Annotated in this window: 29 protein-coding genes and 2 tRNA genes; 23 read left to right on the top strand and 8 right to left on the bottom strand. The window is 58.6% G+C overall.

Translation table 11 applies throughout. The features are described from left to right. Positions 1-5 precede the first annotated feature (5 nt). The gene (locus RAK07_RS10960; protein ID WP_305732872.1) at positions 6-338 is read right to left on the bottom strand and encodes a hypothetical protein; all 333 of its coding nucleotides are present in this window, start codon (positions 336-338) and stop codon (positions 6-8) included. A 14-nt stretch (positions 339-352) separates the two neighbouring features. Between RAK07_RS10960 and RAK07_RS10965 the strand changes: the two genes are divergently transcribed. The 12 genes from RAK07_RS10965 (at position 353) to RAK07_RS11020 (ending at position 7,543) form a co-directional block, all read left to right on the top strand. Continuing rightward, positions 353-1,492, top strand: coding sequence for a hypothetical protein (locus RAK07_RS10965; protein WP_305732873.1), 1,140 nt, complete (start codon positions 353-355; stop codon positions 1,490-1,492). A 31-nt stretch (positions 1,493-1,523) separates the two neighbouring features. Further along, a complete protein-coding gene (locus RAK07_RS10970; RefSeq protein WP_305732874.1) occupies positions 1,524-1,877 on the top strand; it encodes a hypothetical protein in 354 nt (117 codons plus the stop codon). A 12-nt stretch (positions 1,878-1,889) separates the two neighbouring features. Beyond that, positions 1,890-2,087 carry a hypothetical protein gene (locus RAK07_RS10975; RefSeq protein WP_305732875.1) on the top strand — a complete coding sequence of 66 codons (198 nt, stop codon included), beginning with the start codon at positions 1,890-1,892 and terminating at the stop codon, positions 2,085-2,087. A gap of 58 nt (positions 2,088-2,145) precedes the next feature. Continuing rightward, positions 2,146-2,397, top strand: coding sequence for a hypothetical protein (locus RAK07_RS10980; RefSeq protein ID WP_305732876.1), 252 nt, complete (start codon positions 2,146-2,148; stop codon positions 2,395-2,397). A 54-nt stretch (positions 2,398-2,451) separates the two neighbouring features. Then, the gene (locus tag RAK07_RS10985) at positions 2,452-2,736 is read left to right on the top strand and encodes a hypothetical protein (protein WP_305732877.1); all 285 of its coding nucleotides are present in this window, start codon (positions 2,452-2,454) and stop codon (positions 2,734-2,736) included. Between the two features lie 9 nt (positions 2,737-2,745). After that, a complete protein-coding gene (locus RAK07_RS10990) occupies positions 2,746-2,910 on the top strand; it encodes a hypothetical protein (protein ID WP_305732878.1) in 165 nt (54 codons plus the stop codon). 501 nt (positions 2,911-3,411) lie between these two features. Beyond that, positions 3,412-3,969, top strand: a complete 558-nt coding sequence (locus tag RAK07_RS10995; protein ID WP_305732879.1) for a hypothetical protein — start codon at positions 3,412-3,414, stop codon at positions 3,967-3,969. Between the two features lie 2 nt (positions 3,970-3,971). Continuing rightward, on the top strand, positions 3,972-4,112 hold the full coding sequence (locus tag RAK07_RS11000; protein WP_305732880.1) for a hypothetical protein: 141 nt from the start codon (positions 3,972-3,974) through the stop codon (positions 4,110-4,112). 113 nt (positions 4,113-4,225) lie between these two features. After that, positions 4,226-5,632 carry a hypothetical protein gene (locus RAK07_RS11005; RefSeq protein WP_305732881.1) on the top strand — a complete coding sequence of 469 codons (1,407 nt, stop codon included), beginning with the start codon at positions 4,226-4,228 and terminating at the stop codon, positions 5,630-5,632. Further along, positions 5,632-5,958 carry a DUF2523 family protein gene (locus RAK07_RS11010; protein WP_305732882.1) on the top strand — a complete coding sequence of 109 codons (327 nt, stop codon included), beginning with the start codon at positions 5,632-5,634 and terminating at the stop codon, positions 5,956-5,958. The genes RAK07_RS11005 and RAK07_RS11010 overlap by 1 nt, the downstream gene beginning before the upstream one ends. Before the next feature lie 2 nt (positions 5,959-5,960). Continuing rightward, complete coding sequence (locus tag RAK07_RS11015) at positions 5,961-7,346, top strand: zonular occludens toxin domain-containing protein (RefSeq protein WP_305732883.1); 1,386 nt, start codon at positions 5,961-5,963, stop codon at positions 7,344-7,346. Then, positions 7,343-7,543, top strand: a complete 201-nt coding sequence (locus tag RAK07_RS11020) for a ribbon-helix-helix domain-containing protein (protein ID WP_305732884.1) — start codon at positions 7,343-7,345, stop codon at positions 7,541-7,543. The genes RAK07_RS11015 and RAK07_RS11020 overlap by 4 nt, the downstream gene beginning before the upstream one ends. Positions 7,544-7,555: 12 nt before the next feature. Here RAK07_RS11020 and RAK07_RS11025 read toward each other — a convergent pair. After that, positions 7,556-7,632: transfer RNA gene (locus RAK07_RS11025), tRNA-Arg, on the bottom strand. A 251-nt stretch (positions 7,633-7,883) separates the two neighbouring features. Here RAK07_RS11025 and RAK07_RS11030 point away from each other — a divergent pair. The 10 genes from RAK07_RS11030 to mrtJ all read left to right on the top strand — a co-directional run bounded on the left by RAK07_RS11030 (position 7,884) and on the right by mrtJ (position 19,444). Continuing rightward, positions 7,884-8,702: a hypothetical protein gene (locus RAK07_RS11030; protein ID WP_305732885.1), complete on the top strand. Its 819-nt coding sequence runs from the start codon at positions 7,884-7,886 to the stop codon at positions 8,700-8,702. Positions 8,703-8,714: 12 nt separating this feature from the next. After that, positions 8,715-9,818 (top strand): hypothetical protein, encoded by a 1,104-nt coding sequence (locus tag RAK07_RS11035; protein WP_305732886.1) that lies wholly within the window; start codon positions 8,715-8,717, stop codon positions 9,816-9,818. A gap of 9 nt (positions 9,819-9,827) precedes the next feature. Beyond that, the gene (locus tag RAK07_RS11040) at positions 9,828-10,958 is read left to right on the top strand and encodes a hypothetical protein (protein ID WP_305732887.1); all 1,131 of its coding nucleotides are present in this window, start codon (positions 9,828-9,830) and stop codon (positions 10,956-10,958) included. A gap of 21 nt (positions 10,959-10,979) precedes the next feature. Next, a complete protein-coding gene (locus tag RAK07_RS11045) occupies positions 10,980-12,104 on the top strand; it encodes a hypothetical protein (protein ID WP_305732888.1) in 1,125 nt (374 codons plus the stop codon). Between the two features lie 35 nt (positions 12,105-12,139). After that, a complete protein-coding gene (locus RAK07_RS11050) occupies positions 12,140-13,408 on the top strand; it encodes a hypothetical protein (protein WP_305732889.1) in 1,269 nt (422 codons plus the stop codon). Between the two features lie 73 nt (positions 13,409-13,481). Then, positions 13,482-14,318, top strand: a complete 837-nt coding sequence (locus tag RAK07_RS11055) for a hypothetical protein (RefSeq protein ID WP_305732890.1) — start codon at positions 13,482-13,484, stop codon at positions 14,316-14,318. 210 nt (positions 14,319-14,528) lie between these two features. Next, positions 14,529-16,889 carry a choice-of-anchor X domain-containing protein gene (locus tag RAK07_RS11060; RefSeq protein WP_305732891.1) on the top strand — a complete coding sequence of 787 codons (2,361 nt, stop codon included), beginning with the start codon at positions 14,529-14,531 and terminating at the stop codon, positions 16,887-16,889. A gap of 197 nt (positions 16,890-17,086) precedes the next feature. Then, positions 17,087-17,845, top strand: a complete 759-nt coding sequence (locus tag RAK07_RS11065; protein WP_305732892.1) for a polysaccharide deacetylase family protein — start codon at positions 17,087-17,089, stop codon at positions 17,843-17,845. Continuing rightward, positions 17,833-19,011: a glycosyltransferase family 4 protein gene (locus RAK07_RS11070; protein ID WP_305732893.1), complete on the top strand. Its 1,179-nt coding sequence runs from the start codon at positions 17,833-17,835 to the stop codon at positions 19,009-19,011. The genes RAK07_RS11065 and RAK07_RS11070 overlap by 13 nt, the downstream gene beginning before the upstream one ends. 28 nt (positions 19,012-19,039) lie before the next feature. Then, positions 19,040-19,444 carry a JDVT-CTERM system glutamic-type intramembrane protease MrtJ gene (mrtJ, locus tag RAK07_RS11075; protein ID WP_305732894.1) on the top strand — a complete coding sequence of 135 codons (405 nt, stop codon included), beginning with the start codon at positions 19,040-19,042 and terminating at the stop codon, positions 19,442-19,444. A gap of 119 nt (positions 19,445-19,563) precedes the next feature. Here the strand turns inward: mrtJ and RAK07_RS11080 are convergent. The 5 genes from RAK07_RS11080 to RAK07_RS11100 form a co-directional block, all read right to left on the bottom strand. Further along, a tRNA-Ser gene (locus tag RAK07_RS11080) sits at positions 19,564-19,651 on the bottom strand. A 63-nt stretch (positions 19,652-19,714) separates the two neighbouring features. Further along, positions 19,715-20,197: a tRNA adenosine(34) deaminase TadA gene (tadA, locus tag RAK07_RS11085; protein ID WP_305732895.1), complete on the bottom strand. Its 483-nt coding sequence runs from the start codon at positions 20,195-20,197 to the stop codon at positions 19,715-19,717. After that, positions 20,187-21,206 carry an HD-GYP domain-containing protein gene (locus RAK07_RS11090; RefSeq protein ID WP_305732896.1) on the bottom strand — a complete coding sequence of 340 codons (1,020 nt, stop codon included), beginning with the start codon at positions 21,204-21,206 and terminating at the stop codon, positions 20,187-20,189. The genes tadA and RAK07_RS11090 overlap by 11 nt, the downstream gene beginning before the upstream one ends. Positions 21,207-21,215: 9 nt before the next feature. Beyond that, complete coding sequence (locus RAK07_RS11095) at positions 21,216-22,067, bottom strand: SPFH domain-containing protein (RefSeq protein WP_305732897.1); 852 nt, start codon at positions 22,065-22,067, stop codon at positions 21,216-21,218. A gap of 10 nt (positions 22,068-22,077) precedes the next feature. Then, positions 22,078-22,524: an NfeD family protein gene (locus RAK07_RS11100; RefSeq protein WP_305732898.1), complete on the bottom strand. Its 447-nt coding sequence runs from the start codon at positions 22,522-22,524 to the stop codon at positions 22,078-22,080. A 145-nt stretch (positions 22,525-22,669) separates the two neighbouring features. On the opposite strand from RAK07_RS11100, the gene RAK07_RS11105 reads away from it, so the two are divergent. Next, a complete protein-coding gene (locus RAK07_RS11105; protein WP_305732899.1) occupies positions 22,670-22,861 on the top strand; it encodes a hypothetical protein in 192 nt (63 codons plus the stop codon). A 62-nt stretch (positions 22,862-22,923) separates the two neighbouring features. On the opposite strand, the gene RAK07_RS11110 is transcribed toward RAK07_RS11105, so the two are convergent. Next, on the bottom strand, positions 22,924-23,553 hold the full coding sequence (locus RAK07_RS11110) for a V-type ATP synthase subunit D (protein ID WP_305732900.1): 630 nt from the start codon (positions 23,551-23,553) through the stop codon (positions 22,924-22,926). Positions 23,554-23,555 lie beyond the last annotated feature (2 nt).

The raw sequence follows: 23,555 nt of genomic DNA on the forward strand, positions 1-23,555 counted from the left end.
CGGGGTTATAGTATCACCCCGACTAACTGCAACTTTTTGCAGTTTTGCTCCCTGCCGGTGGTGATGTCATGAAGGTCTATCGCCTCGGCTACAACCTTCGTCGTCGTTGGGAACTCTGTTACCTTGTGCATTGCTTCGAGTGCTACGCTGTCCTGCCACTTAACCCTGATCCCGACGAGTTTCTTGTTTGTCCTGATTGCGGCACCAAGTACGATCTCCTTGACGTTCGCCTGTCTTCCTCTTCGGACTCTCCTGCTCCTTCTCGCCGCACAATCGTCACTCTTGGCCCTGACGGTCGTCTCCATCGTCGTCAGATTTCGCCTGTTGCTGCCGCTCAAGGGGAGTTACCGTTTTGATTGACACTATCAAGCTGGCATATCCTCTGGATAACCGCCTTCTGGCGCTCTTGGACGGTTGCGCCGAGCGCCTGCAAAAGCTCTCCCCTGACGGCGAAATCCTTTGGGAGAAATCCATCGTCCGTGGCGATGTCATGCCGTCCCACTATTCCGGCCTTCGGATCAGTATACGCCGTGTCAATGAACTTTATAGCTTTTTGAACGAAGATCAATCACGGAATATCGGTGATCTCGCCTTCTTCGAATTCAGCCTGCAAAAATGGCAAAGCCCCAGCGCCTACAACAACCGCAATACCACCATTGCCACCGACATGCTCGCACTTCACGAGTGGATACTGACACTCTCCCGTGCACTTGAGTACGAATTTGACCCCGAAGGATTTCGGCTTTACCGTGTAGACCTCTCGCAAAACTTCCTGCTTAAGCACGGTAAACCTGCCGACTACATACGCTGTCTCGAAATCACGTTCAGTCGTCACCCTACCGCCGATAACCGCCTTGAACGCACTGGCTATGCAGTATACCAGCGCTCCTCCTGGCTTGGCAAAAAACTGTACTACAAAGGCCAGGAATTTCTAGACGTAGAGCGGAAAAAGCACAAAACCATCTACACCGACCGTTATTGCGCAAACGAACTCACTGAATCCGAAACCTACACCCCCGACCAGCTACAGCCCCTTACGCCCACTGAAATTAACGAACTCATGTCCATGGTCCGCTTTGAGGTTGAATTCAAGCGTGACTACTTCCAGAGGTACAAAATGGCAACCATACACATGATCCCGAAACTGGTTGAACGCTTTAACCAGGAAAAAAACAAGTACATCAATATCCCCCTGATCGCCCGTGGTGAAGTGCAAGGCGAATTCGCGCTCTCCCCGTCTGAGTACTTCATCATCGAGCTGGTCCGTGTTCACGGTCTCAAACGTGCCAAGGAAGTTTACCTCCTCAAGAAGTCTGAGCGCTCCTGGTACCACCATCAGCGTCAGCTTGCTGGCCGTGGCATCCACCTGTCTGCCCTTGACAACTCCAAGTATCGCTATTCCGAAGAAGAACGCTTTATCAACCCTGAACAAAAAGACTATCAGCTCGAACTTGCCCCGTTTCAGGAAGACTACCTTCAAATGGCAGCCTAGGCATGCCTAAACCCAACAAAGGAGACACACCATGAGCACACCCGTACCGATCATCCCCAGCGAGCAAAAACCCGTAGTTGCCGACTCCATCACCATCACCGGCATCTTTGCCAGCTCCTCCATCAGTAAAACCAGTGGTCATCAGACGGTCCTGGTGCTGTCTGGCGGCAAACCCACGAAGGTCCGTAGCTTTTACGCTGACCCCTCGCTTTCCCGTCTTGTTTCGGGATCCTTCGTCAAGGTCGTTGCGCATGAAATCGAATACGTAATGTCCGACTTCAACGGCCTTTCGTATGGATCCCGTCGTTTTGATATTCAACCTGTGCAGTCGAATACAACCGCCGTCCCTCAGGGTGGCCCCGCCCTGGAGAAGAAGGCGGCTTAAAGGAGAACGCCTATGTTCCCTCTTTTTGCACTACTCGCTTCCGTCTTCGTCTTGTTCCCCGGCGTTGCTCGTGCTGAATGGACCCCGCTGATCCAGGCCGCCGACTTCACCGGCATCCGTACCGACGTCCTTGCCACTGCTGGTGGAATCATCTCCGTGATCCTCATCATCTGCGGCTTGGGCATCCTCATACGCTCGCTTGGGCGCTGATCCGTCCCAATGACCGGCCGGCATTGGTGGATATAACTCAAAGAAAGGAGAAGTACCGATGTTTCAAAAAGCAATCGACAAACTGAAGTTTGCATTCCTGATGGTCTGCCTGTCCGTGTTCTCGCTGTTCATGACCGTCTCCCCGTCCGTCGCCGCACTGGACGCCGACGTTGAAGCCATGTTTACCGCTGTTGACATGGCTGACCTGAAAACCAAGGTCGCGGCCCTGCTCATGGCCACGCTTCTGATCCCGCTGCTGTTTGTGGGTGCGCGACTGGTCAAGCGTGGTATCCGTTCCGCTGGTTCCTAATTTTTCACCGACCGGGAGGGGCACTCCAGCCCCTCCCATTTTCAAGGGTCTGTCATGTTTGACTATTCGAACCTCTTTACAACCGCACACTCCGGCGTGTCCGGCATGTCCTTTGACATCGGCATCGCCTTTACCGGCCTGATCGTCATACTGCTGGTTGTCCAGGGGTTGGAAATACTCATTGACGTACTGCTTAACCGCAAGTCCGAACGCGATGAATATGAACAGTGGAAGGCTAACAAGGAGAAGTACGCTCGCTTTCGTGCCACCTATGAATCTGAAACCAACTCTCATGGCCCTTCGGCTCCGAAGCGTCCATATACATCAAACTATCTCTAGGAGGTTGTCATGCCTGAATTCGGCGGTAATTTCGGTGGTGATCGTTACACCTGCGGTGAATGTGGTGATCCTGCCCCGTGGGGCAATGGTCTGTGCTCTCGCTGCCGTAGCGCCATTGAGAAGGTCTATGAAGACTATTACGGCGTCTATGACGATGAGGATGCGGAGGACTGACTATGTCTCTCGATCTTCCCGTTCCTCGCTGTTCTGAGTGCTTTACTGTTCTTCCTTCTTTTTCTTCGGACTGCCCGGTTTGTCGTGGCGAAGAGGCTCGTGACCTTTGCTATACCTCTTCCTGCCCTCCGTCTTGTTCCTCCTGTCCGGGTTTTTTTGAAGAATTCGACTGTGACTATGACGACACGGAGGACCTATGATTCGACTTGTTTACGGCACACCAGGAAGCGGCATGTCTTACGTGCACAACAAATTTTTCCCTCTTGTTGATGACCCTTCTGAGTCGATTCTGCTGTCTCTTTCTTGCGCGTGCTGCGGTGAGGATGTTTACCAGGACAACCTTTGTCGTGACTGCTTTGAATCGCTTCGTGAAAGGGACTGATCATGCAGCTTGATCTTCAATGGATGGGCTATGGTGCTGGATTGGTAATGATCGGCTGGTTTGCTGGTATGGTTGTATCAGTTGCCTCCAGGGCAATCAGCCATTTCAGGGGCTAAGTCATGCTGCGCCTTCGACTTGTCCTAATATCCTTTCTGCTGCTTTCTCAGCTTTCCTATGCTGCTGAGATTTGCGTTTGGCCCGTTCATCCCGGTTCATACCTTGAAAATTCCGGCAATTTCTACCTTGTCCAGTCTGCACCATCAGTTTTTTCGTCGTTTCCGTTTTCTGGTTCTGCCGATGGCCTTTACAGTGAGCTTTCTTCCATTCAGATACTTCCTGACTCCGTAATCTTCTCTTGTTTTTTGCCCTTTTTATCTCAGGTTGGCTCTTTAACTGGTGACAGGCTCCTCTATAGCGCTTCTATCGTTCCTGTTCCTCCTGGTCAGTACCCTGTGGTTTTGCCTCTTCCTTACATGGACTTTGCAAACTCTCTTCCAGATCCTGGCCCGCCTCCTCCGTCTGGTGATACGTCGTTGGCTGCGGTCATGGATAAGCTCAACTCCATAGAGATGAGGATTGCACAAATGGACCCGACAATAATCACTCAGACCGTCTCGTTCCTTGTCGGCGCTTTCGTAGGGATCGCTTTTGTTATCGCATCTAGTTTGAGGTACTGACCATGATTCAGTTACCACCTGGATTCAATGCTGCTCAGCTGTTGTCTGATTTCTTCGCCTTTGCAACTCCGTTTCTTTCTATATCCATGCTCTTCGGTGTTGCTGCAATAATCCGTAAATCCATCAATCAGGCGGGCCGTTGATATGCAACTTGATATTGTTTCAATAAGATTCAGGTTTCTAGTTTTGGGATTCTTACTTCTTTTTTTTCTTATTGGATTCGTTAGATGGTTGTTTAAAACAATAGGTTACTATTATGCAGCGTAAATTTTTGAGACTACCAGCTTTTGTTCTTTGCGCTTTCTTGGCCTTTTCCCCTCCTTCTCATGCGCTTGCTCCTCTTGCTGTCATCCCTTCTTGGTACTTCGTTACCTCTGCTGTTCTTCACGTTGCTGCCGCTGCTGCTGGCCTCTACTACGCTATGCTGCCTGATCGCCCCGCAACTTCCTCCTCTGACGGCTCGGTATCCCGTCCTTCTAGCGTCGCCTGGATCGATCTATCCACGGGCAAGGCCGACCTTAATGAGGTTTCTGTTACTGCTCAAATTTCGCATGACAACCTAAAGGGGGTCATTACTGCGAATCCTACCAAGTATCCTAACCTGAAGAACGCTCTCGAATATGCGGTCCCCCCTGTCGATGACACAACGAAGCTCGGCGACGTTATCCGTTATAATGGACAAAATTACGAAGTCACTCGTATTACTGGCTTTTCTTCTGGTTGCGTTGGTACTCCTGGCTTTCAAGTTATTGGCGGTAAACTCTATTACGCTGATCAGCGGGGCGGCTATTCCGGTGGTGTTTGTCAACCTGGCTCTCAGTATCGCAGTGTTGAGTTTGATGCTGTAAGCAAACCTGTCTCCAAGCCATCGACTCGTCCCGCTACTCCCTCTGAGTTCGCTTCTCAGATTTCCGGCGGCTCCGGCCCTGTAAAGCCTCTCTATCAGCAGGAGATTGACAAGGCCTTTCAGGACCCCAATTATGTTCCCGTTTTTACTGATGACACTACTGGTCTTCCCTTCGAGAACCCTCCTCAGTATAGGGTTGCTACTCCCTCCCAGGTTGACGCTTACAATAATAAAATTCAGGCTCAGCAGGCTGCTTCCGATGCTGCAGCTGCGTCGGTTGCTTCTGCTCAGGCTCGTTCATCTGCTGCTGGTGCTGCTGTCGATTCAGCCCGCAATGCTGTTACTGTTGCTCAGGGCAATTACAATACTGATCCCTCTGCTGGTAACGCTCAGATATTGGCCGATGCTCAGCGAGCTCTTGCCCGTGCTGAGTCCGACAAGGCCGATGCTGATGCTAAGCTTTCTGAAGTTGATGCCAAGCAAAAGCAGCAGGAATCTGATGATTTGACCTTGGGAGACAGTGGTTTTTCTTCTGATCCTTACGGTGACGGTTCTAATTTTGATCTTGGCGTTCGTTTTAATCAGTTTGTCGTTGATATGAAGGCTACTTCTTTATTCAGCCTTCCTAATCAGTTTTTTTCTGGCATCCCTTCGGGTGGTGATCCCTCTGTTTCGTTCGATGGTGGTCGATTTGGCCATCATACTTTTGATTTTTCTACTTTATTCAGCGCATTCACTGTTCTTAGGAGTGTCGTTTTCATCTGTTTTGGTTGGCTTTCTATTCGCATAGTTGCTCTAAAGGGTGGAGGTGGCTAATGCCTGCTATAGTTCAGTGGCTTTCTACGGTATGGAATACTCTTAAAACTGCTCTTTCTTGGCTTCTTGATGGTTTCCTTTATGTCCTTAAGGCTGCTTTCTTTTTTGTTTTCGATGGTCTCCTAACTGCTGTGGTTTCAATTGTTGGTGCTCTTGATGTTGGTTCTCTTATTACGAATCTTGCTGGCGCTTGGACTGGTCTTCCTCCAGCTTTGATTTGGGTCATTAATGCTACTGGTATTCCTACTGGCCTCAGTATGGTTTTTTACGCTCTTGTTGTTCGCATGATTCTCAACCTCATACCAGCAGCCTTTACCCGTATCTAGCCATGATCGTCTTCTACGTCGGCACCCCGGGCTCTGGAAAGAGCTATGAAGCGGTAAAGAAGATCATCGACAACCTTCGCCTTGGTCGCACCGTTTGCACCAATTTGGATGGCATGGATGATCCCAAATGCATCGAATACATCAAGGCTGCATTTAACCTTGATGATTATGAATTTGGTCGTCTTTTTATTTACCTCTCAAAGCCTGACGTTGCTCAATTCTGGAAAACCCGTAGGGTCAACAAAACGCTGCACCTCCCTGATGGATCAGTCGATACCGTTCCAGTCGATGAACATATTTGCCCCCCTGGCTCGTTGATTGTCATTGATGAAGTCCACAAACATTTCAATGCCCGCTCCTGGCAAAGCCAGGCTAATAACGAAATGGCCGATTGGGCTTCGACTCACCGCCATGCCGGTTATGATCTCATTCTGATCACTCAGGACATTGACAAGGTCGAAAAACAGGTCAGATCTCTTACCGAGTGGTCGTACCTTTTCCGTCAGGTCAACTTCTTGGGGAGTGCCGTAAAGCGAAAATACCTTTGCTACGCTTATACTGGCGACGAGCATCGAGGGACCCCTCTTAGCAAGAGCGTCCGAACGTACAATCCAAAGTATTTCCCTTGCTACAAGTCCTATTCATCCAAGGATGCCAAGGAGGTTGGCTTTATGCAGCATGCCAATATTCTTCGTCATCCTATCTTCTATTCGATACCCCTGGTCCTTGCGTTTTGTATCTGGATGTTCTCCAAGAGCAGCCTTGCCACCGGCGACGTTTTCGGTACCGACAAGAAGTTGAAGCAGACTCAACAGCAGATTGACGCTATGCGTAAGCCTGTTTCAGCTAAACCCTTGCCGACTCATGCTATTCAGCCCCGCAACTCCTCTGCTGTAGCTGCTCCGGCAGTGTTCCCTGACTCTAGCTCCCCTGCTGCCCCTTCATCTTCTTTGCCATCCTGGCGGCCCTATCACGTCCAGGGGTACCTTCGTGACGGCGCTCGTACCCTTTACATGGTCAATGGTGTTACCCTGGATCAGACAAAGTGCCGTAACTTTGATCGTGCTACCCGTACCGTTGAATGTTTCGGGCCTGATCTCTCTGCTCCCTCTCCAGGATCCCCAGGATCCCCGGCGAGTTTTTCTTCTCCTTCAGCTTTTGCTCCTGCACCTGTCGAGAAGCGTGACATTCACGCTTTGCCATCGGGCGAAATGTACGCTACACGCTCCGTTCACCTGAGTGACCGTCATGTCACTGAACGTATCTCTCCTCCTGATCTGCCCCATGAGCAGCGCAGTCCGGCCCTTGCCGTCACTCGTGAGATGCGAGCTACCCGTTCTATTCCTGGCAGCGACAAGAAAATAACTGAGGAGGTTACATATCCATGAAGACTCGACGTAAGCCGGTTTCTTTCAGGCTTGATCCTCGCCTGATTGATGATATTGACTTTTTTGCTAGGAAATCGGGCGTTTCTCGGACAGCAGCTGTTGAGATGCTTCTTTCTGATGGAGTTCGTGAGGTTAATGAGTTGATTTGCGGCCATGCACCAAAATGCACCACAAAACAAAAGGGCCTACTTTCGTAGACCCTTTTAAAATGGCACGCCCGAAGGGATTCGAACCCCTGACCCACGGCTTAGAAGGCCGTTGCTCTATCCAACTGAGCTACGGGCGCACAAACGACAACTCATCCCGGTTGCCCCGGACCAGGGGTTTAATACCCCCATTCGGTTGACAGAATCGGTTCAGGGTGTATACCAGATTCAGCCGGCATTGTCGAGACCGTATGCCCTGCACGGCGCACAGTAATCCCGTTCCATCACGATCAATCAGATGTTTATTGTCGGTATGCTTTACACTGCCGGCCAGCTTTGTTATGCTGCCGCCACCCTGCTGAATACCCAACCGCACCCAGGTGACTATGTAATGAAACGACGTTTCTTTCTCCTGATCGCCACCGCAGTAACGTTCCTTGGTGCCAGTAGCGGCTTGGCGGCTTCCAAGCCGGCCGACGGCGAACGCCTGCTCCTGATCCGCGCCGTGGGCGGCGCTTCGGAAAAGGAGGCGGTCGCCCAGACCGGCGTGTACGACAGCATGGTGGAATACCTGACCGACCGCGGCTACCGGGTGGTTGACCGCCAGGCGGCGGAGCAGGCCGCCATGCAGATCGCCGCAACCCACGAGATCGATCCCGTCCTCAACAAGGCCGCCGCCTACGGCCTCAAGTTCCTTGCCGAATACAGCATCCACTTCAAGACTTCCACCATCGTCAAGGACCCGGAACGGGGGATCGGCGCCTTGGTGCGGGTCAGCGCCAAGGTGGTGGACAACACCGGCGCCCGTATCATCACCGCCAAGTCGGCGGAGGCATCCTCCACCGGTCATACCGCGGACGATGCCACGGAAAAGGCGGCCCGGACGGCCGGGCGCAAGGCTATCGAACAGCTGGCAAAGGGAATCGAGCAGCACGTTGCCCAAGCCGGCAGCGAAGGGCGCACCCTGACGCTGGTCCTGGAGGGACGGGCGCAGGTGCTGGACCGGCTGCTCGGCGCCATCGAGCGCTCACCCGCCGTGGCTGCGGCCCGGGAGGTGGAGTCGGGCGGCGGCAAGGCAACACTGGAGGTCATCTGCAAGGTCCGTCGGGACCAGTTCGAGCGTGAGCTGCTCAGGGCGGCCGGCCAGCAGGGGGTCCAGTTGCAGAAGATCCGTTCCGAAGGCAATCGCAGCACCTGGAAAATCAGATAGGAGGAATCACACATGAAACGCATTCTGTTACTGGCTCTGGGAGTGTTTATCCTGAGCACCGCCGCTGCCCTGGCAGCCACCGTCACCGCCACCGGCGAAGGCCCCAGCAAGGAGCAAGCCTTGGCCACCGCCATGCGTCGCGCCGTCGAGCAGGGGGTTGGCACCATGGTCAAGTCCAGTACCACGGTGGTGGATTCCGCCCTGGTTGACGACAAGATCCTCTCCCACAGCAAGGGGTACGTCACCAGCTACAAGATCGTCAAAGAGCAGAAAAACGGCGACGAGTTCGTGATCACCATCTCCGCCAACGTCGATAACAAGCTGCTGAAAGACGATATCGACGCCCTGACCATCCTGCGCAAGACCGTGGGCAATCCACGCATCCTGGTGGCCTTCAGCAACAAGTCCAAGGACAAGCTCTTCAAGGACAAGGAGTTCACCGAGGAGATCTACAACGGTATCGTGGAATCCCTCACCGACAAGCAGTTCCGGGTGGTGGACAAGGCAGCCGCGGAGCGTTTCTCCATGCAGCAGGCCGAAACCCACGAGATCGACGTGGACCTGAACAAGGCGGCCGCCTACGGCCTCAAGTTCCATGCCGAGTATACCCTGTTCTACAACGTGAGCGGCGTGGTCCGCGAGGGAGCCATCGGCAAGAGCGTGCTGCTGAACGTGAAGACCCAGTTGATCGACAACACCCGCTCCCAGGTGATCACCAGCAAGAAGGTGGAGCAGGCAGGCATGGGCCAGACCGTGGATCAGGCGCTGGAGAAGGCGGCCCGCGAAGGGGGCAAGAAGATCGTCAACCCGATGATCGAGGTGCTGCAGAAGCACTGGATGGACCAGCAGCAGAACGGCGCGCTGTACACCATCGTCATCGACGGCGTGGAGGACCCGGAGCAGATCGCCAAATTCACGGAGATGTTCGAGAAATTCCCCCTGGCCAGCGGCGCCAAGGAGGTTGAGTCCGGCGGCGGCAAGACCACATTCGAGGCGGCCTACAAGGGCAAGCGCGACCAGCTTGACCGCGACGTGCTCAGAACCGCCAAGGAGCTGGGCTGGTCCCTGAAGAAGGTCCGCGCCGAAGGCGCCCGCAGCACCTGGAAAAAGCTCTAGGAGGCCGTCATGCACCGGATCGTCGCGTTTGCACTCCTGTTGACCCTTGCCCTCGGCGGCATTGCCCGTGCCGACCAGTTCACGGCCACCGGCCGCGGCTCGTCCGAGGACGCCGCCGTGACCAACGGCCTGAACAGCGCCATCGACCTGGCGGTGAAGCAGATCCTGGACGAGGAAACCGTCAAGAAGAACAAGCAGAAGATCGCCGCCGCCCTGAAGGGAAAAGCCAGGAAGCTGGCCCGGGTGGTGCAGAAGGGAGATGCCGAGTTCACCGGTGCGGGGTACGAGCTGCAGGTGGTGGCCGACGTCAACCTGAAGGCCCTGGAAAACGAGATCAATGCCCTGGGGCTGATGCAGGACGCCATGGGCAACCCGCGCATCATGGTGCTGTACAACCCCAACCTGCCGCAGGGGGCCACCCTGGGCCAGACCCGGGCCGACCTGGAGGCGTTCTTCGACAACTCCTACGGTGCCATCGTGGATGTGCTGGTGGACAAGGGGTTCGACGTGATCGACCGGGCCTCGGCCCTGAAGTTCGCCGTGCAGGTGGCGGAAACTCACGAAATGGACCTGGACACCAACAAGGCCGCCCTCTACGGTCTGCGCTACAACGCCGACCTGGTGCTCTACTACCAGACCGTCGGCATCGGCCGCGTCGGCGCCTGGAACCAGACCGGCAGTTCCGCGAAGATCTTCCTGCGGGCGCAACTGATCAACCCCTCCACCTCGCGGATCGTGGCCAGCAAGGATGTGGAGTCCGGCTCCATGGCCGGCACCATCCAGGAGGCGCTCTACCGGGCCGCCAAGGATGTGGGGCAGAAGATTTCGGTGGTGATGATCGACGCGATCAAGAAGAGCTGGAAACGTGAGAAGTCAGGGGCCGGCACCTTCATCGTCGTGCTGGACGGCGTGGCCGACGTGGACGAGATCGCCGGCTTCAAGAGCGGGCTGCAGGCGATCCCCGGCATGGAAAACATCCGGGAACGCGAGTCCGGTGGCGGCACGACCACCATCGAGATCAAGTCCGGCAGCAGTGCCGATGCCGTCAAGAGCGCCGTCAACAAGGTGGGCAAGCAGTTGGGCTGGTCCCTCAAGCTGGTCCGCTCCGAAGGAGCCCGCAGCACCTGGAAACGCCAGTAACCATTTACACGGGAGGTTCGTATGAAACGTCTGTTTTTGTTGGTTATCGCCCTGGGACTGCTGCTGACGCCGCTGCTGGCGGCGGCTGAAGTCCGCACCTATACCGAGATCGTCTCCATCAAGGTGGAGGACGACGAATACACGGCCCGCAAAAAGGCCGAACAGCGCGCCCGCGAGCAGGCCCTGGAGCATTACCTGCGCGATGTCTATCCCGACCGGGCCGCCACCCTGAACCTCACCGGCGACGAGAAGTACGTCAAGGATCTGGAAATCCTGGAAAGCTCGGTGACGGGGATGTTCGGCAAAGAGCTGAAAGCCAAGATACGGGTCACCATCAACGAGGAGGCGGTGCGGGCCTACCTGAAGCGTCAGGGGGCGGTGACCGGCAAGAACGAGGAGCGCCGCATCGTGGTGATGATCATCCCCGGCAAGATGGACACCGGCGATGCCCCGATGATCCTGGACAACGTACGGGCCGAGGTGCGCCGCAGCCTGACCGCCGCCGAGTACACGGTGATCGACTCCGACGACGACGCGGTCAACAAGGCGCTCACCGAGGAAGCCGATTACAACAAGATGGTGCAGCACATGAACAAGATCGCCGACCAGCTGGCCGACAAGGGTGAATGGCTGGTGCTGGGCAAGGTGGATGTCAGCGTGGCCCCCAGCGGCAGTGCCTACATCTATCGGGCCATGATGACCGGCAAGACCGTCAGCCTGGCCAGCCGGGACCTGATGTGGGAGGGCAACCCGGACGGCGCGGCCCGCGCTTCAAAGGAAGAGGCCCCCGCGGCCATCCGTCTGGCCGCCATTGCCGGTGGCAAGGCCTTTGCCAAGGAAGTGGTGGCGGCGCTCAACACCAAGACCCTGACCCAGGAGCGCCGCGGCGCCCGTTTTGAACTGGTGCTGCCCACCAAGGGGGATTACCGGCTGGAGCGCAAGCTGCTCAAGCTGCTGGGCGAAGATGTCAAGGGGTTGAAAAACGTGAGCCAGAAGAACCGCGGCAAGGGGGACATGGTGGTTGATCTCTACTATGCCGGCAAGATCAGCGATCTGGTGGACCTGCTGATGGACTCCTTCGAGAAGGATGCCCAGCTCAAGCGTTGGAACCCTGAAATCCAGGGCAACAAGGTCGTCTTCAAATAGCAAGTCCATCCCATAGCACAAAGGACACGACGCCCATGCACCACGCATCACTCACCGCCCAGGCCAAGCTGCTGATCGCCGCGCTGCTGGCCTTCGCACTGTTCGGCCTCTCCGGCTGCGCCACCGGCATGTCCGCCCTCGAATGCGGAGTCGAATCGATGAACCCGACGGTCATGGCGGCGCTGGACTCCTTCGAGTCCGCCGCCATCTCCATCAAGCTGTCCAACCGGGTACTGCTGCAGTCCCCCCTCTCCGAGCAGGACACCTGGCCCAGCGATCTGCAGGGTGCTCCCTCCGGCGGTGCCGCATTGAAAATGGGACTGTCTCTGCTCGGCTCTTCCCAGGGGGTCACGGTTCCCTTGGAGATTGATCCGGAAACCGGCTTTCCCCGTCCCACCAGCGCCCTCTACCTGTTCCTCAAGGAGCGTCAGGAGTTGCTGGACAAACACGTCAGCAAGGAGGATGTCCGCTTCTTCCGCAACAAACCCCAGGACGTCTACTACCGGGAACTGGCCGGACGCAAGAAGCCGGACACCATCCACGAATACGTCTACCGCAACCCGCTGATGGCCTATGGCGTCGTTGCCAACAACAAGAACGAGATGCTGAACCTGGAGGCGGAAATCGCCCTGACCGCCCGCGGCTATACCCAGTGCGACGCCTTCCTGCGCAAGGCGAGTGCGACGGTTGACGCAGAGGTCAAGAAGGCCGCCTGCAAGGACCCGGCCCTGAAGGATGAGGCGATCACCGCCGCCCTGAAGGAAAAAACCGAAGACATGGCCACCATGGAGAAGAACTACGGCAAGCTGGCCAACAAGGTCTACGCCGCATCGGTTGCCGGTGCCGACTTCTCCATGGCCGCCCTGGTCAAGATCGGCTGCGCCGTGGTGAACGGCGTCCGCGCCTTCCCCAACATCAACAATGAATTCAAAGGGCTGAAAGGGGCATACAATGCCGCCATGCTCTTCCCCCGCATCAAGATGGTGCTGAACTCGCTGGGGATCTACAAGGACAATCTGGGACTGCAGTACACCGTCTACAAGACCATGTATGAGCAGCTTAAGGGCAAGTACCAGTTGAAGGAAGAGGAGCCGGAACAGGGGCAGAAGGTCAAGGAAGCGCTGCGCCGGATCGAGCTGGCCGAGGCGGCACTGAAAGAGCTGGAGCCCAAGTTGCAGCTTGCCTTTGCCGGTGAAGCCGTGGCGTTCAGCAGCCAGGAGGCGCAGCGTCTCGAGCGGATCGCCGCCCTGTTCCCGGAGGCGGGCGAACCGTCCGTCCGGCTGGCCCGTCTGCTGAACCGCTGATCAGCATATTCCGGGCTCCGTCCGGTGCTCTCCGGCACCTGACGGAGCCCGTATGTTACCGAAGGAGCACACCATGATTCGTCATTTCCGTCTTCTCGCCCTCTGCAGCGGCCTGCTGCTTGCCGCCGGCTGCGCCACCGCTCCCGAGATGGTCTACGTCACCGAGGCCCAGCAGGTGACCACCCAGGCTCTGGAACCGGTCAATCTTGACGACATCGGCCTTAAAAAGGACTTAAACGGCAAGTTCTCGTCCCAGCTCTCCCCCGAACTGGCTGGTGAGTTGATGAGCGACATCCAGGCGCAACTGGCTAATACCCGCCGTTTCACCAAGGTGTTGATGAACGCTTCCGACCAGGAAACCTACATCGTGGAACCACGGATCGAGAGCCTCAGCTCCTTTGAAGCGCCCATGAACATGGACCCCAGCCGCAAGCTGGTCACCTTCAAGGCGCGGGTCAGGCTCGATGTCAAGTTCATGAACACCAAGGGACAGGAAGAGCTGGTCAAATCCTACAGCGACGACCGCAAACTGGAAACCAAGCTGCCCAAAAAAGAGGTTCTGGGGGCGGAGAAGATGCAGGAGTTCTTCAAGCGGGCGGTCACGATCGGCTTCCGGGCTGCCGCCGACCGCCTGGGAAGCGGCTTCAACCCCAGCTACGAGATGGGAGTCATCAGCCGGATTAACGGCAGGATCGCCTACGTGCAGATCAACACCAGCAAACTGCGCAAGGTGCCCAAGAAGCAGCAGGCGGTGGAAGTGGTTGACGACAGTAATGCCGTACTGGCCAGCCTCGGCGAGCTGCAGATCGAGGACGGCAGCCTTTCGGGCAGGTTCTTCGAAAAAGCGGGAGCCAGCGTCAGGGAAGGCCAGAAGGTGCGGGCGCGGGTCAACGCCATGCTGCTGGAGTAGCCCGGACGTACCGCCCGGCTGCGCTCAAGGGCCTGCAGAAACCAGCTGCAGGCCCTTTGCGCATGCCCGCTTTGCCCTTCAATACTACCACCGCATCCGCACCCGGGCACTCTACCGTGTCCGGCATCATTGCAGCATGGGCACTACAGGGTACTGTACCCCAGCCGCGGGGATCGACGCGGACCATCCACCCGGAAGGAGCTCTCCACCATGTACAACCGTCTGCCTGTCCGCCTCACCGCCCTCTGGTGCATTGTTCTGCTCGTCTGCAGCAGCGTCCTGCCGGCTGCCGCGGCACTGCACCCCCTCAGCATGCTGCAGCACAACCAAAGCACGGGCATTGGCGACATTGACATCACCATCTCTCTGGACTGGAACCCGGATACGGTCAACACGTCCGTCACGCCCCGCGGCATGACCAGGGCTGAAACCGAGGCTGCCGTGAGAAGCTACGCCGCGTCCCTGCATGCCATGACCAACGGCCTGCACCGCCTGCGCAACGTCTACGTGTACACGAACAGGAAATCCTGGGCCAACGCCGATATCCGCTACATCGGCACCAAAGCCGGACGGTCGGAGGCCAATATTGCCGGCTGGCAGACACCGAACCAGCAGATCACCATGTACGTCTACGAGGACGACAGCCAGGTCGATGAGTACCCCGGACCGGTTCTGGCCCACGAATCGGGGCATTACGTGTACGGCCTGCTGGACGAATACCGTGAACAGGGCGCCCAGGCCCAGACCATCAGCCAACTGATTGCAGCCGGACTAAGCTACATGCCCTCCGGCGAAGATGACGGTTCCCAACCCTCTATCATGAACCAGCATGCAAGCTATCCCAACTGGTTTTCCACGGCAGAAGGCTATGCCGGCCCGGCTGTCAGGCTGAACACCGCGCACTACCGCGTCTACGGCAAGTCGATCTGGGACACCCTCACCTCGGCTCCCACCAGTGATCCCGAGTATGCGCAAGGGTTCGGCCGCCAGCAGTTCGAAGCCTTTGCGGGAAAAAGGGTACGGTCGGCCGGCGATCTGAAGGCCGGCCAGACGGGTACCCTGAACGGCTATGACGCAGCCCTGAACATCGTCTGGGTCGACGCGCCGATTCTCAACCTGGTGCTGCTGGACGCAAACATTCCGGCTGCACGCTGGCCCGAAGCACTGAACGCGGTCGCCACGCTGACGGAACATACGCCGTCGCAGAGCTACCTGGAGGTGCTGAGCGGCGGCGATATCGCCGTGCCGCGCACTCTGGTGACTGACGGCACGCGTACCAGCCTCGCGACGCAGGCGCGCGGCGTGACGCAGGGAAAAGCGGTCGCTCTTCAGGATGCCCTTGTGCGTGCCGTCGAGGAGACGAAAAAATACCGCGCCACCCTCAAAAATCCCCAGGTCTCCGTTATCCATCTGCTGACCGCTTCAAACCAGCCCGTCTCCGCGTCACTGCTGACAACGCTGCGTGCGAACAACATCATGTTGAAGATTCTCTACAGCGACACCCCGGAAGCGCGCACGGCCGCCAAAGCGACACAGCGGCCCGCACCACGGGCGTTGAAGGCGTCCGATCCGTCATCCGCTGCCGATGGCCAGGTGTACCTGAGCCAGCTCAGTCAGGCCACCGGCGGCAGCTTCACCACCGCCAACTCCCCCGCGGAGCTGGAGAACCGGGCGGCTTTGGCCACGCAGGAGCTTGAAGGGTACGCTCCAGCCATCATCAACGAGTCGGTCATGGCCGCCCTTGCCGCCAATCAGTCGTACAGCATGCAGTTCACCGTCGGCAGACATGATCCGGTACCGCTGATCATCATGAGCGCTTCGAAAGCTGATTTTGCACGGCTTTCCCCCAGCCTGACCGATCCGAAGGGCCAGAAGGTCACCGGCAGCACCGCCGGCATCACCCTGGTGGAGGACAGTGAGAACGGCGGATGGCTCTGGCTGATCGACCCGGACACCTACACCGGCTCGCTGGGCGTCTGGACCGCACGCTTGACCGCCTCGGCGGCGGTGAGCAATGAAGTCGGCATGCTGGCCGCCAGTATTTCGGAACTGCAGATGCAGCTCGACGTGATTCAGCGGCCGGTGCTGGGCAATCTGCTGGAAGTCTCCCTCAGGCTGGGGCGCCCGATTCTGCATGCCAGGGTCCGGGTCACCGTGTACAACGAAAGCGGCACCCCGCTCCGCTCTGGCGTGCTCCTCTCCGATGACGGGAAACACGGCGACCTGCGACCGAATGACGGAATCTATACTCTGTCCCTCAACGATCTCAAGCCGGGCGAGTATTCATTCGCCGTGGTCGTGGACGACAACGGCGGTACTGCCATTGTTTCCGACCGGGGCACCATGTTCAACCCCAAGAAAAGCGCACGGGCCGACGAATATACCGGTCCGTTCCAGCGGATCGACGAGGCGACCTTTGCGGTTGCCGCCCTGCCTGCATCCCCGGGCGACGGCGGAGGAGGAGGAGGAGGCTGCGCTGTCGGCAGCGGCACCTCCGGCGACCTCCTGCTGGCCATGACCGTGATCGTGCCAGTGCTCTACCTGCTCCTGCCCCGCCGGCGGCGGCATTGATGAAAACGGGGATTCCGGCATCCCGGCAGGCGTGGCCGGGATGCCGGGCTCCGTCTGGCCGGCCGCTCCCCGGCACGCGCCGGGGAGTTTCTATGCTTGCGAAATGAGAGAAACTTGATACAGTATGTCACCTTTGCAGATGGTACCGTGACGGTACCGTCCAGCTTCCGCATCCCCGAAGGATTAGCCACCGGATCATGACGACCAGGGAAACCGGCACCGTTCGCACCGCGACCTCGATCATACTGCTCTATCACCGGATAGGAATGCCCCGCCCCTCCTCCCTGGTCTGGGGCCAGTATGTCGCACCGCCGCTCTTCCGCTCGCAGCTCGGCTGTCTCGCTGCGGAGGGGTGGGAGGGAATTTCACTGGAGCGCGCCATCACCGGCCCTTCCGACGGCCGGAATACGTTTGCCCTTACCTTCGACGATGCCTACCTGAGCGTCTACGAACACGCCTTTCCGGTACTGGTCGAGCGGGGACTGACGGCCACGCTCTACGTCGTGGTCGACAGCGTCGGCACGGTCAACCAGTGGGATTGTCAGCGGGGGGACTGCGTCGAGCGGATCATGACCCTCGGCCAGATCAGGGAAATGGCGGACCGCGGCTTCGAGATCGGCTCCCATACGCTGAGCCACCCTCACCTCACCGGCCTCGATGACGACCGGTTGCGCCGCGAACTGGTCGACTCGAAGCACCGGCTTGAGGACCTGCTGGGCAGGGAGGTGAGCTCACTGTCGTATCCCTATGGCGATCACGACCAGCGCGTGATCGAGGCCGCCCGTGCAGCCGGCTACCGCAATGCCGTATCCACGGTGCTCGGCACGGTCGCCGCAGCGAGAAGCACCTATGAAATCCCCCGGATAAACGTTCGCTGGAATGCCATAGGACCGCTCTTGAAACGCAAGATCAGAAGGGCGGTTCGCAAGACGATGGTGGTGCCATGTCAACCTTGAAAATACTGAAAGCCATTACCCCTTCCGGCATTGGTGGTGCGGAGCTGTTCGTCGTCAACGCCTGCCGGGCATTTCTGGGATTGAAGGCCGATGTTCGGCTTTTCTGCCCGGCCGGACGGCCATTCGTCGACTACTCCCGGGAGCGGGGCCTTACCCCCACCACCTGGAAGACCAGCGGCAAGGTCGACCCGGTAACCGTGTTCAAGCTGGCCCGCCTGATCAGACAGGAACGATTCAACGTCATCCATACGCACCTCTCCACCGCCAGCCTGCTCGGCGCATTGGCCGCACGGCTTGCTGGTGTTCCCTCAGTGGCCCATGTCCACGGACTCAACAGCGCCACCTGCTACCGCTACTCCACCGCGCTTATTGCCGTGTCCGAAGCGGTGAAGGCGCACCTCTGCACCCAGGGAGTCCGGCCGGAAAAAATTCATGTGATCCACAATGGTGTCGATCTGGTCCGCTTCAAGCCACGGCCGCTTTCAGAAGCCAAGCATGCCCTGGGATACGATACCCATACGCCGCTCTTCGGCGTTTTCGGGCGCCTCTCTCCCGAAAAGGGGCAGGAAGTGGCCATTGAAGCCATGGCGCAGCTTGCTGCCTCGGTTCCCGACGCCCTGCTGCTGCTGATTGGCGAAGGCAAGGACCGGGAACGGCTCGCCCGCTTCGCCGCGACGCTCGGCATTGAAAAGAATATTGTTTTCGCTGGATTCAGAAAGGATGTCCGAGAGGTGATGGCGGCCTGCGATGCGGTGATCGTGCCCTCCCGCAAGGAGGGGTTCGGCCTGACCGCAGCGGAAGCCATGGCACTCGGCCGGCCGGTCATCGCAACTGCCGTGGGCGGCTTACCGGAAATTGTCGTCGATGGGGACACCGGTCTGCTGGTACGCCCCAATGACTCGCACGCCCTTGCGGCAGCCCTGGAAGCCGTGGCTCACGACCCGGTCATGGCCGGAACCATGGGAGCCCACGGCCGCAAACGGGCTGAACGGCTGTTCGATCTGCAGGCCCAGATGGCGAAGGTGCTGTCGCTGCTGAACGGTACGGTCGCCCCCGCTCCCCGGCTGCGGCAGGAGTATGCCACCGTCAAGAACGTCCTGCGCTCGATCATGCTCCTGTCCGTCCCCCACCTGCACGAACAGGCCCACCTCCTGACCTGGTGCTGATGCCGGCACGGCCGCGGCTGACGCAGTGATGAAGCAGCAATACGAAACCGCACTGCTCTTTCTGGCCGCCGTCCCGGTGGCCGCAGTGGCTCTGCATGCCGGCCTGGTCCCCCGTTTCTCGCCGGTTCCCCTGTGGTACCTGCTCATCGCCGCCCCGCTCTGGGAAGAACTATTCTTCCGGGGCGTCATACAGCGACGGCTGCATGAAACCTCCCGAGGAAGCCGGCATATTGCCGGCTTATCAACCGCCAACTGGCTGACAAGCCTGCTCTTCATGATGGCTCACCTGCCGTTTCACGGTATATCCGCTGCAGCGACCCTCGCCCCCTCCCTGGCGCTGGGCCGGCAGTTTGAGCAATACCGGCACCTCGTTCCCTGCATCCTGCTGCACGGCTGGTTCAACCTCTCCTGGTTGCTGCTGGCGCGGAGCTGAAACGGATGAGCGGACCGTTCGGGGCACCTTAGCAAGGCTGTGGTAAAATTGGGGTAAACGAGCAGCACGAAAATAAAAGGGGCCAGCTCGCGTTTCGCGAGCTGGCCCCTTGTTTGTACTGGCGGAGGGGCAGGGATTCGAACCCTGGGTGCCTTGCGGCACACTTGATTTCGAGTCAAGCACCTTCGACCTCTCGGACACCCCTCCGGAGAAAAAAACGGCCCGTTCAGGCAGGCCGGAACAGTTCTATACACCATCCGCCGGAAAAACTCAAGCGCCGCATTGTTGACGCCGCCGGCGCAACCGGCTGAAGAACGCCGACAGCAGCCGCGAGCATTCGGCCTCCCGTATCCCGCTCACCAGGGCGAAGCGGTGATTGAGCCGCGTATCGTTGGAAAGGTCATACAGCGAACCGGCCGCGCCGGCCTTGGGATCAAAGCAGCCGAACACCACCTGCGGAATACGGGCCAGGATGATCGCTCCCATGCACATCAGGCAGGGTTCCAGGGTCACATAGAGGGTGCAGTCCAGGAGCCGCCAGGAGCCCAGCTTCTTCGCCGCCTTGCGGACAGCCAGCAGCTCGGCGTGGGCAGCAGGGTCCTGCTTCGATTCGCGCAGATTATGGGCGCGGGCGATAATTCGTCCCTCCTTCACGATCACGCACCCGATCGGTACCTCCTCCTTGTCCTCCGCCCGGCGGGCTTCAGCAATCGCTTTGTCCATCCAGTAAGCGTGGTCCCGCTCACGCGTCATGCGCCCCCCCCTGCCCCGGTGCGGTAGAAGCAAGGTGCGTACGTTCCTGGTCCGACACCCCCCTGGTGGTGGTCATCACCCCTTCGAACTGCCGGAAATACTCATAGTTGAACAGACCGTTGCTGGCCTCCTCGCGCATCATCCGCAGGGCCTCGGCCTGCGGGTAGGCAGGTCGGTAGCCCCGCTCGCTGGTCAGGGCGCTGTAGGTATCGCAGATGGCGGCCAACTGGGCGCTGCGGGGAATATCCTTCTGCTGCCTGCCCGAGGGATACCCTTGTCCGTCGAAACGCTCGTGGTGGTAGCGGACGATATGCAGGGCCACCTCTCCCAGGCCGAGGTTTTTGAGGAACTCGTACCCTTTGTGCGCATGCTCCTTCACGCTGAGGTATTCGGCTTCGGAGAGGGCGCCGGGTTTTTCCAGTATTTCATCGGCAATAAAGGTCATACCAAAGTCGTGCAGCAGTGAGCCGATGCCGACCTCGATCATCTCTTCCTGGGTCAGCCTGAATATCTTCTCGTGGATCAGGAGGTTAAGGGCCGCTACCTGAACACTGTGGGAAAAGATGTAGTCGTTGTGGGCGGCGATGGTCCGCAACGATTCAAGGGCATGTTCCTCATCCGCCACGTAACTCATCATGTGCCTGATCAGGCTGCGGCAGCGGTCCAGGCAGGCAGCCTGTTCCGGTGACTCGAAGATGTCGATGACATAGTTGACCGAGGTCTGATACAGGATCAGCCCCTTGGCCGCGCCGGTGACATCGTTACGGTCCAGTATGCGGGAGAGGTTCTGCTCCAGGTAGCTGTTAACCTCCTTGAGATCGCCGCTCCTGACGTAGAGAAACTCGATCCGGCTGTTCTCCAGACGCCGCTGGTCGGCTTCGCAGAATCGCCGCTGTTCATCCTTGTAGAGCACGTATTTGCCACCGGTCTTCAGATACAGCGCCACCTCCGGAAACGATGCCGGGTCGACACAGTCGACGCTGATGGGCCGCCAAAAACAATCACTCATGTTTCGTTCCTACCCCTTCCCCATGATGCCGCGGATGGCTGCCGGCAGGTCCGCCGGCAGCATGACCATCTTGCCGTTCTGCGAGGTGGCCATCTTCTGCAACGCATTGACGTAGCGGTCCCCCAGCAGGAAAACCGCCGGCAGGTCGCGGTCCTGGATGGCGGCACTGATGTCGCCTATGGCCCGGGCCGATGCCTCGGCCAGCCGGATCTGGGCGTCAGCCTCCCGCTTTGCCGCCTCCAGCTTGCCGTCGGCCTCACGGATCATCGCTTCCCGCCGCCCCTCCGCTTCAAGGATGGTGGCCTGCTTGAACCGCTCGGCGCTGGCCTGCTGCTCCATAGCCTTCTGCATGGAGTCGGACGGCTTGATATCCTGGATCTCCACCGACTGCACGTAGATGCCCCAGGCCGCAACCTCCTTGGCGATGTTGTCCTGCAGCCGGGCCTTGATATGCTCCCGCTCCGACAGGGCGCTGTTCAGATCCATCTGGCCGATGATGGCCCGCAGCGACGTCATGACCAGGTTCTGGATGGCGTATTCGTAGTTCTGAATCTCGTAGACGGCACGGGTGGGATCGGTGACCTTGATGAAGGCCACGGCGTTGGTGATGATCACGGCGTTGTCCCGGGTGATCACCTCCTGGGAACCGATGGCCAGCACGTCCCCCTTGGTGGAGACCCGGTAGGCCACGTTGTCGATGTAGGGGATGATGAAGTTCAGCCCCGGCTTGAGGGTGACGTGGAACTTGCCCAGCCGCTCCACCACCCACTCCTGCCCCTGGGGAACGGTCTTGACCCCGGCAAAGACGGTTGCGGCGACGATGACGGCCAAAACGGCGACAACAAAGAATGTGGCAGGCATGGCAAACCTCCTAAAGTTTCTTCACTTTCAGTATCTGGCCTTCGATATCGATCACCTGCACCGTGTCCCCCACCTTGAGCGGCTCTTCGGCGTAACAGGTCCATTCGTCCGCCCCCAGGATCGAGATCCGGAATCTGACCGTTCCCTTCTGGTAGGAGTCGTCGGTACCGCGGATAACCATGCCCGACTCCCCCACGATCCCCTCCTTGGAAAGACCGGCATGGGTGCGATCACCCCGGTCCCGCAGATATCTGAACCAGAGAACGGTGAAGCCGACCGAGGCCAAGGCCCAGAGCAGTACCTGCAGCCAAGCCGGCAGCTCCGGCAGCAGAAAGAGCAGCAGCCCCACCACCAAGGCCCCCAGACCGAACCAGATGATGGTGAATGACGGGATCACCAACTCCAGGCCGATCATGAGAAGCCCCGCGACCATCCAGTACCACCATTCGAGCTTCATGGGCATTCCTCCCTCGTTATCGGGACAACGGCAGCAGTATACCAGAAACCGGCTATTTTGACCTCATTGATCGCGAGGAAAAACTATTTGCCCTGAACCTCCCGAAATGACATACTTTGTCTATACACACCACGGAGGTGTTCCCATGGACGTGAATGCAGTAGCAGGCGCAAGCCTGCTGATGAAATCGGCCCAGACCCAGCAGAATCTGTCAGCTTACATGATCAAGATGAACGCCCAGGCCCAGGAACAGATGGCCAACCTGCTGGCCCGAACCGCCCAGCAGACGCCCCAGCCGGCAAAAAACCCGGACTACGGCTTTTCAACCTACGCCTGACCCCCAACGGCAGGCTGCCGGGGAGCAACGGGCCGGTGGAGATTTTCTCCGCCGGCCCGTGCTCATTCCGCCTCCCGCCCCCGCAGGTCCCGAAACCGTTTCAGACGAAAGGCAGCCTCCCGCTCCCGCTCCCCCAGGAACTGGGCGATGCTGCGCACCTGCCCCTGCAGACCGGGCAGAATCCGCTCCTCCAGCACCCGTATCCGCCGCGTCACCCGCACCACCTCCCGCCCCAGCCGCCGCACCTTGTTCTCCCAGGCGGCGATATCCAGCATCGCCTGCAGGATCTCCTCGAACTGTCGCAGGGTCTCCTCAAGGTGAACCGTGGCAACCAGGGGGTCGTAGCCGCGAGCCAAGGGAGAACGGAGCGGCGACTGGCGCACCGTCACCTCCCGATAGCGCAGCCCCATGACGGCATGTTCCCCCACCTCCAGTCCCAGGTCCTGTTCCGCCACCGCGGCCAGGGAAACCAGTTGCCGGTCCCCTTCAAGGGCCAGGGCGATGGCCAGCTCCCGCAGGGCACGGCCGTAGGCGCTGCGCACCGCATGCCGCGAGGCGAGAAACGGCGCGGTGGCGGCCAGCAGTTCGCGGATCAGGGCCTGGCGCCGTGCCTTGAGAATGCCGGTGCTGTTCTGCACCGAACGGCTCTTTTCCTTGAGCAGCAGCAGGTTGGTTCGGGTGGGATGGATCATCG

Source organism: Trichlorobacter ammonificans (assembly GCF_933509905.1).
Lineage (GTDB): Bacteria > Desulfobacterota > Desulfuromonadia > Geobacterales > Pseudopelobacteraceae > Trichlorobacter > Trichlorobacter ammonificans.

Coding starts and splice junctions, on each gene's coding strand:
- mrtJ (WP_305732894.1), top strand. CDS start 19,040: ATGAAGCAGCAATACGAAACCGCACTGCTCTTTCTGGCCGCCGTCCCG.
- RAK07_RS11065 (WP_305732892.1), top strand. CDS start 17,087: ATGACGACCAGGGAAACCGGCACCGTTCGCACCGCGACCTCGATCATA.
- RAK07_RS11010 (WP_305732882.1), top strand. CDS start 5,632: ATGCCTGCTATAGTTCAGTGGCTTTCTACGGTATGGAATACTCTTAAA.
- RAK07_RS10980 (WP_305732876.1), top strand. CDS start 2,146: ATGTTTCAAAAAGCAATCGACAAACTGAAGTTTGCATTCCTGATGGTC.
- RAK07_RS10990 (WP_305732878.1), top strand. CDS start 2,746: ATGCCTGAATTCGGCGGTAATTTCGGTGGTGATCGTTACACCTGCGGT.
- RAK07_RS11070 (WP_305732893.1), top strand. CDS start 17,833: ATGTCAACCTTGAAAATACTGAAAGCCATTACCCCTTCCGGCATTGGT.
- RAK07_RS11090 (WP_305732896.1), bottom strand. CDS start 21,206: ATGAGTGATTGTTTTTGGCGGCCCATCAGCGTCGACTGTGTCGACCCG.
- RAK07_RS10995 (WP_305732879.1), top strand. CDS start 3,412: ATGCTGCGCCTTCGACTTGTCCTAATATCCTTTCTGCTGCTTTCTCAG.
- RAK07_RS11035 (WP_305732886.1), top strand. CDS start 8,715: ATGAAACGCATTCTGTTACTGGCTCTGGGAGTGTTTATCCTGAGCACC.
- RAK07_RS11060 (WP_305732891.1), top strand. CDS start 14,529: ATGTACAACCGTCTGCCTGTCCGCCTCACCGCCCTCTGGTGCATTGTT.
- RAK07_RS11050 (WP_305732889.1), top strand. CDS start 12,140: ATGCACCACGCATCACTCACCGCCCAGGCCAAGCTGCTGATCGCCGCG.
- tadA (WP_305732895.1), bottom strand. CDS start 20,197: ATGACGCGTGAGCGGGACCACGCTTACTGGATGGACAAAGCGATTGCT.
- RAK07_RS11105 (WP_305732899.1), top strand. CDS start 22,670: ATGGACGTGAATGCAGTAGCAGGCGCAAGCCTGCTGATGAAATCGGCC.
- RAK07_RS11015 (WP_305732883.1), top strand. CDS start 5,961: ATGATCGTCTTCTACGTCGGCACCCCGGGCTCTGGAAAGAGCTATGAA.
- RAK07_RS11110 (WP_305732900.1), bottom strand. CDS start 23,553: ATGATCCATCCCACCCGAACCAACCTGCTGCTGCTCAAGGAAAAGAGC.
- RAK07_RS11095 (WP_305732897.1), bottom strand. CDS start 22,067: ATGCCTGCCACATTCTTTGTTGTCGCCGTTTTGGCCGTCATCGTCGCC.
- RAK07_RS10985 (WP_305732877.1), top strand. CDS start 2,452: ATGTTTGACTATTCGAACCTCTTTACAACCGCACACTCCGGCGTGTCC.
- RAK07_RS11000 (WP_305732880.1), top strand. CDS start 3,972: ATGATTCAGTTACCACCTGGATTCAATGCTGCTCAGCTGTTGTCTGAT.
- RAK07_RS11005 (WP_305732881.1), top strand. CDS start 4,226: ATGCAGCGTAAATTTTTGAGACTACCAGCTTTTGTTCTTTGCGCTTTC.
- RAK07_RS10975 (WP_305732875.1), top strand. CDS start 1,890: ATGTTCCCTCTTTTTGCACTACTCGCTTCCGTCTTCGTCTTGTTCCCC.
- RAK07_RS11055 (WP_305732890.1), top strand. CDS start 13,482: ATGATTCGTCATTTCCGTCTTCTCGCCCTCTGCAGCGGCCTGCTGCTT.
- RAK07_RS11020 (WP_305732884.1), top strand. CDS start 7,343: ATGAAGACTCGACGTAAGCCGGTTTCTTTCAGGCTTGATCCTCGCCTG.
- RAK07_RS11100 (WP_305732898.1), bottom strand. CDS start 22,524: ATGAAGCTCGAATGGTGGTACTGGATGGTCGCGGGGCTTCTCATGATC.
- RAK07_RS11045 (WP_305732888.1), top strand. CDS start 10,980: ATGAAACGTCTGTTTTTGTTGGTTATCGCCCTGGGACTGCTGCTGACG.
- RAK07_RS11030 (WP_305732885.1), top strand. CDS start 7,884: ATGAAACGACGTTTCTTTCTCCTGATCGCCACCGCAGTAACGTTCCTT.
- RAK07_RS10970 (WP_305732874.1), top strand. CDS start 1,524: ATGAGCACACCCGTACCGATCATCCCCAGCGAGCAAAAACCCGTAGTT.
- RAK07_RS11040 (WP_305732887.1), top strand. CDS start 9,828: ATGCACCGGATCGTCGCGTTTGCACTCCTGTTGACCCTTGCCCTCGGC.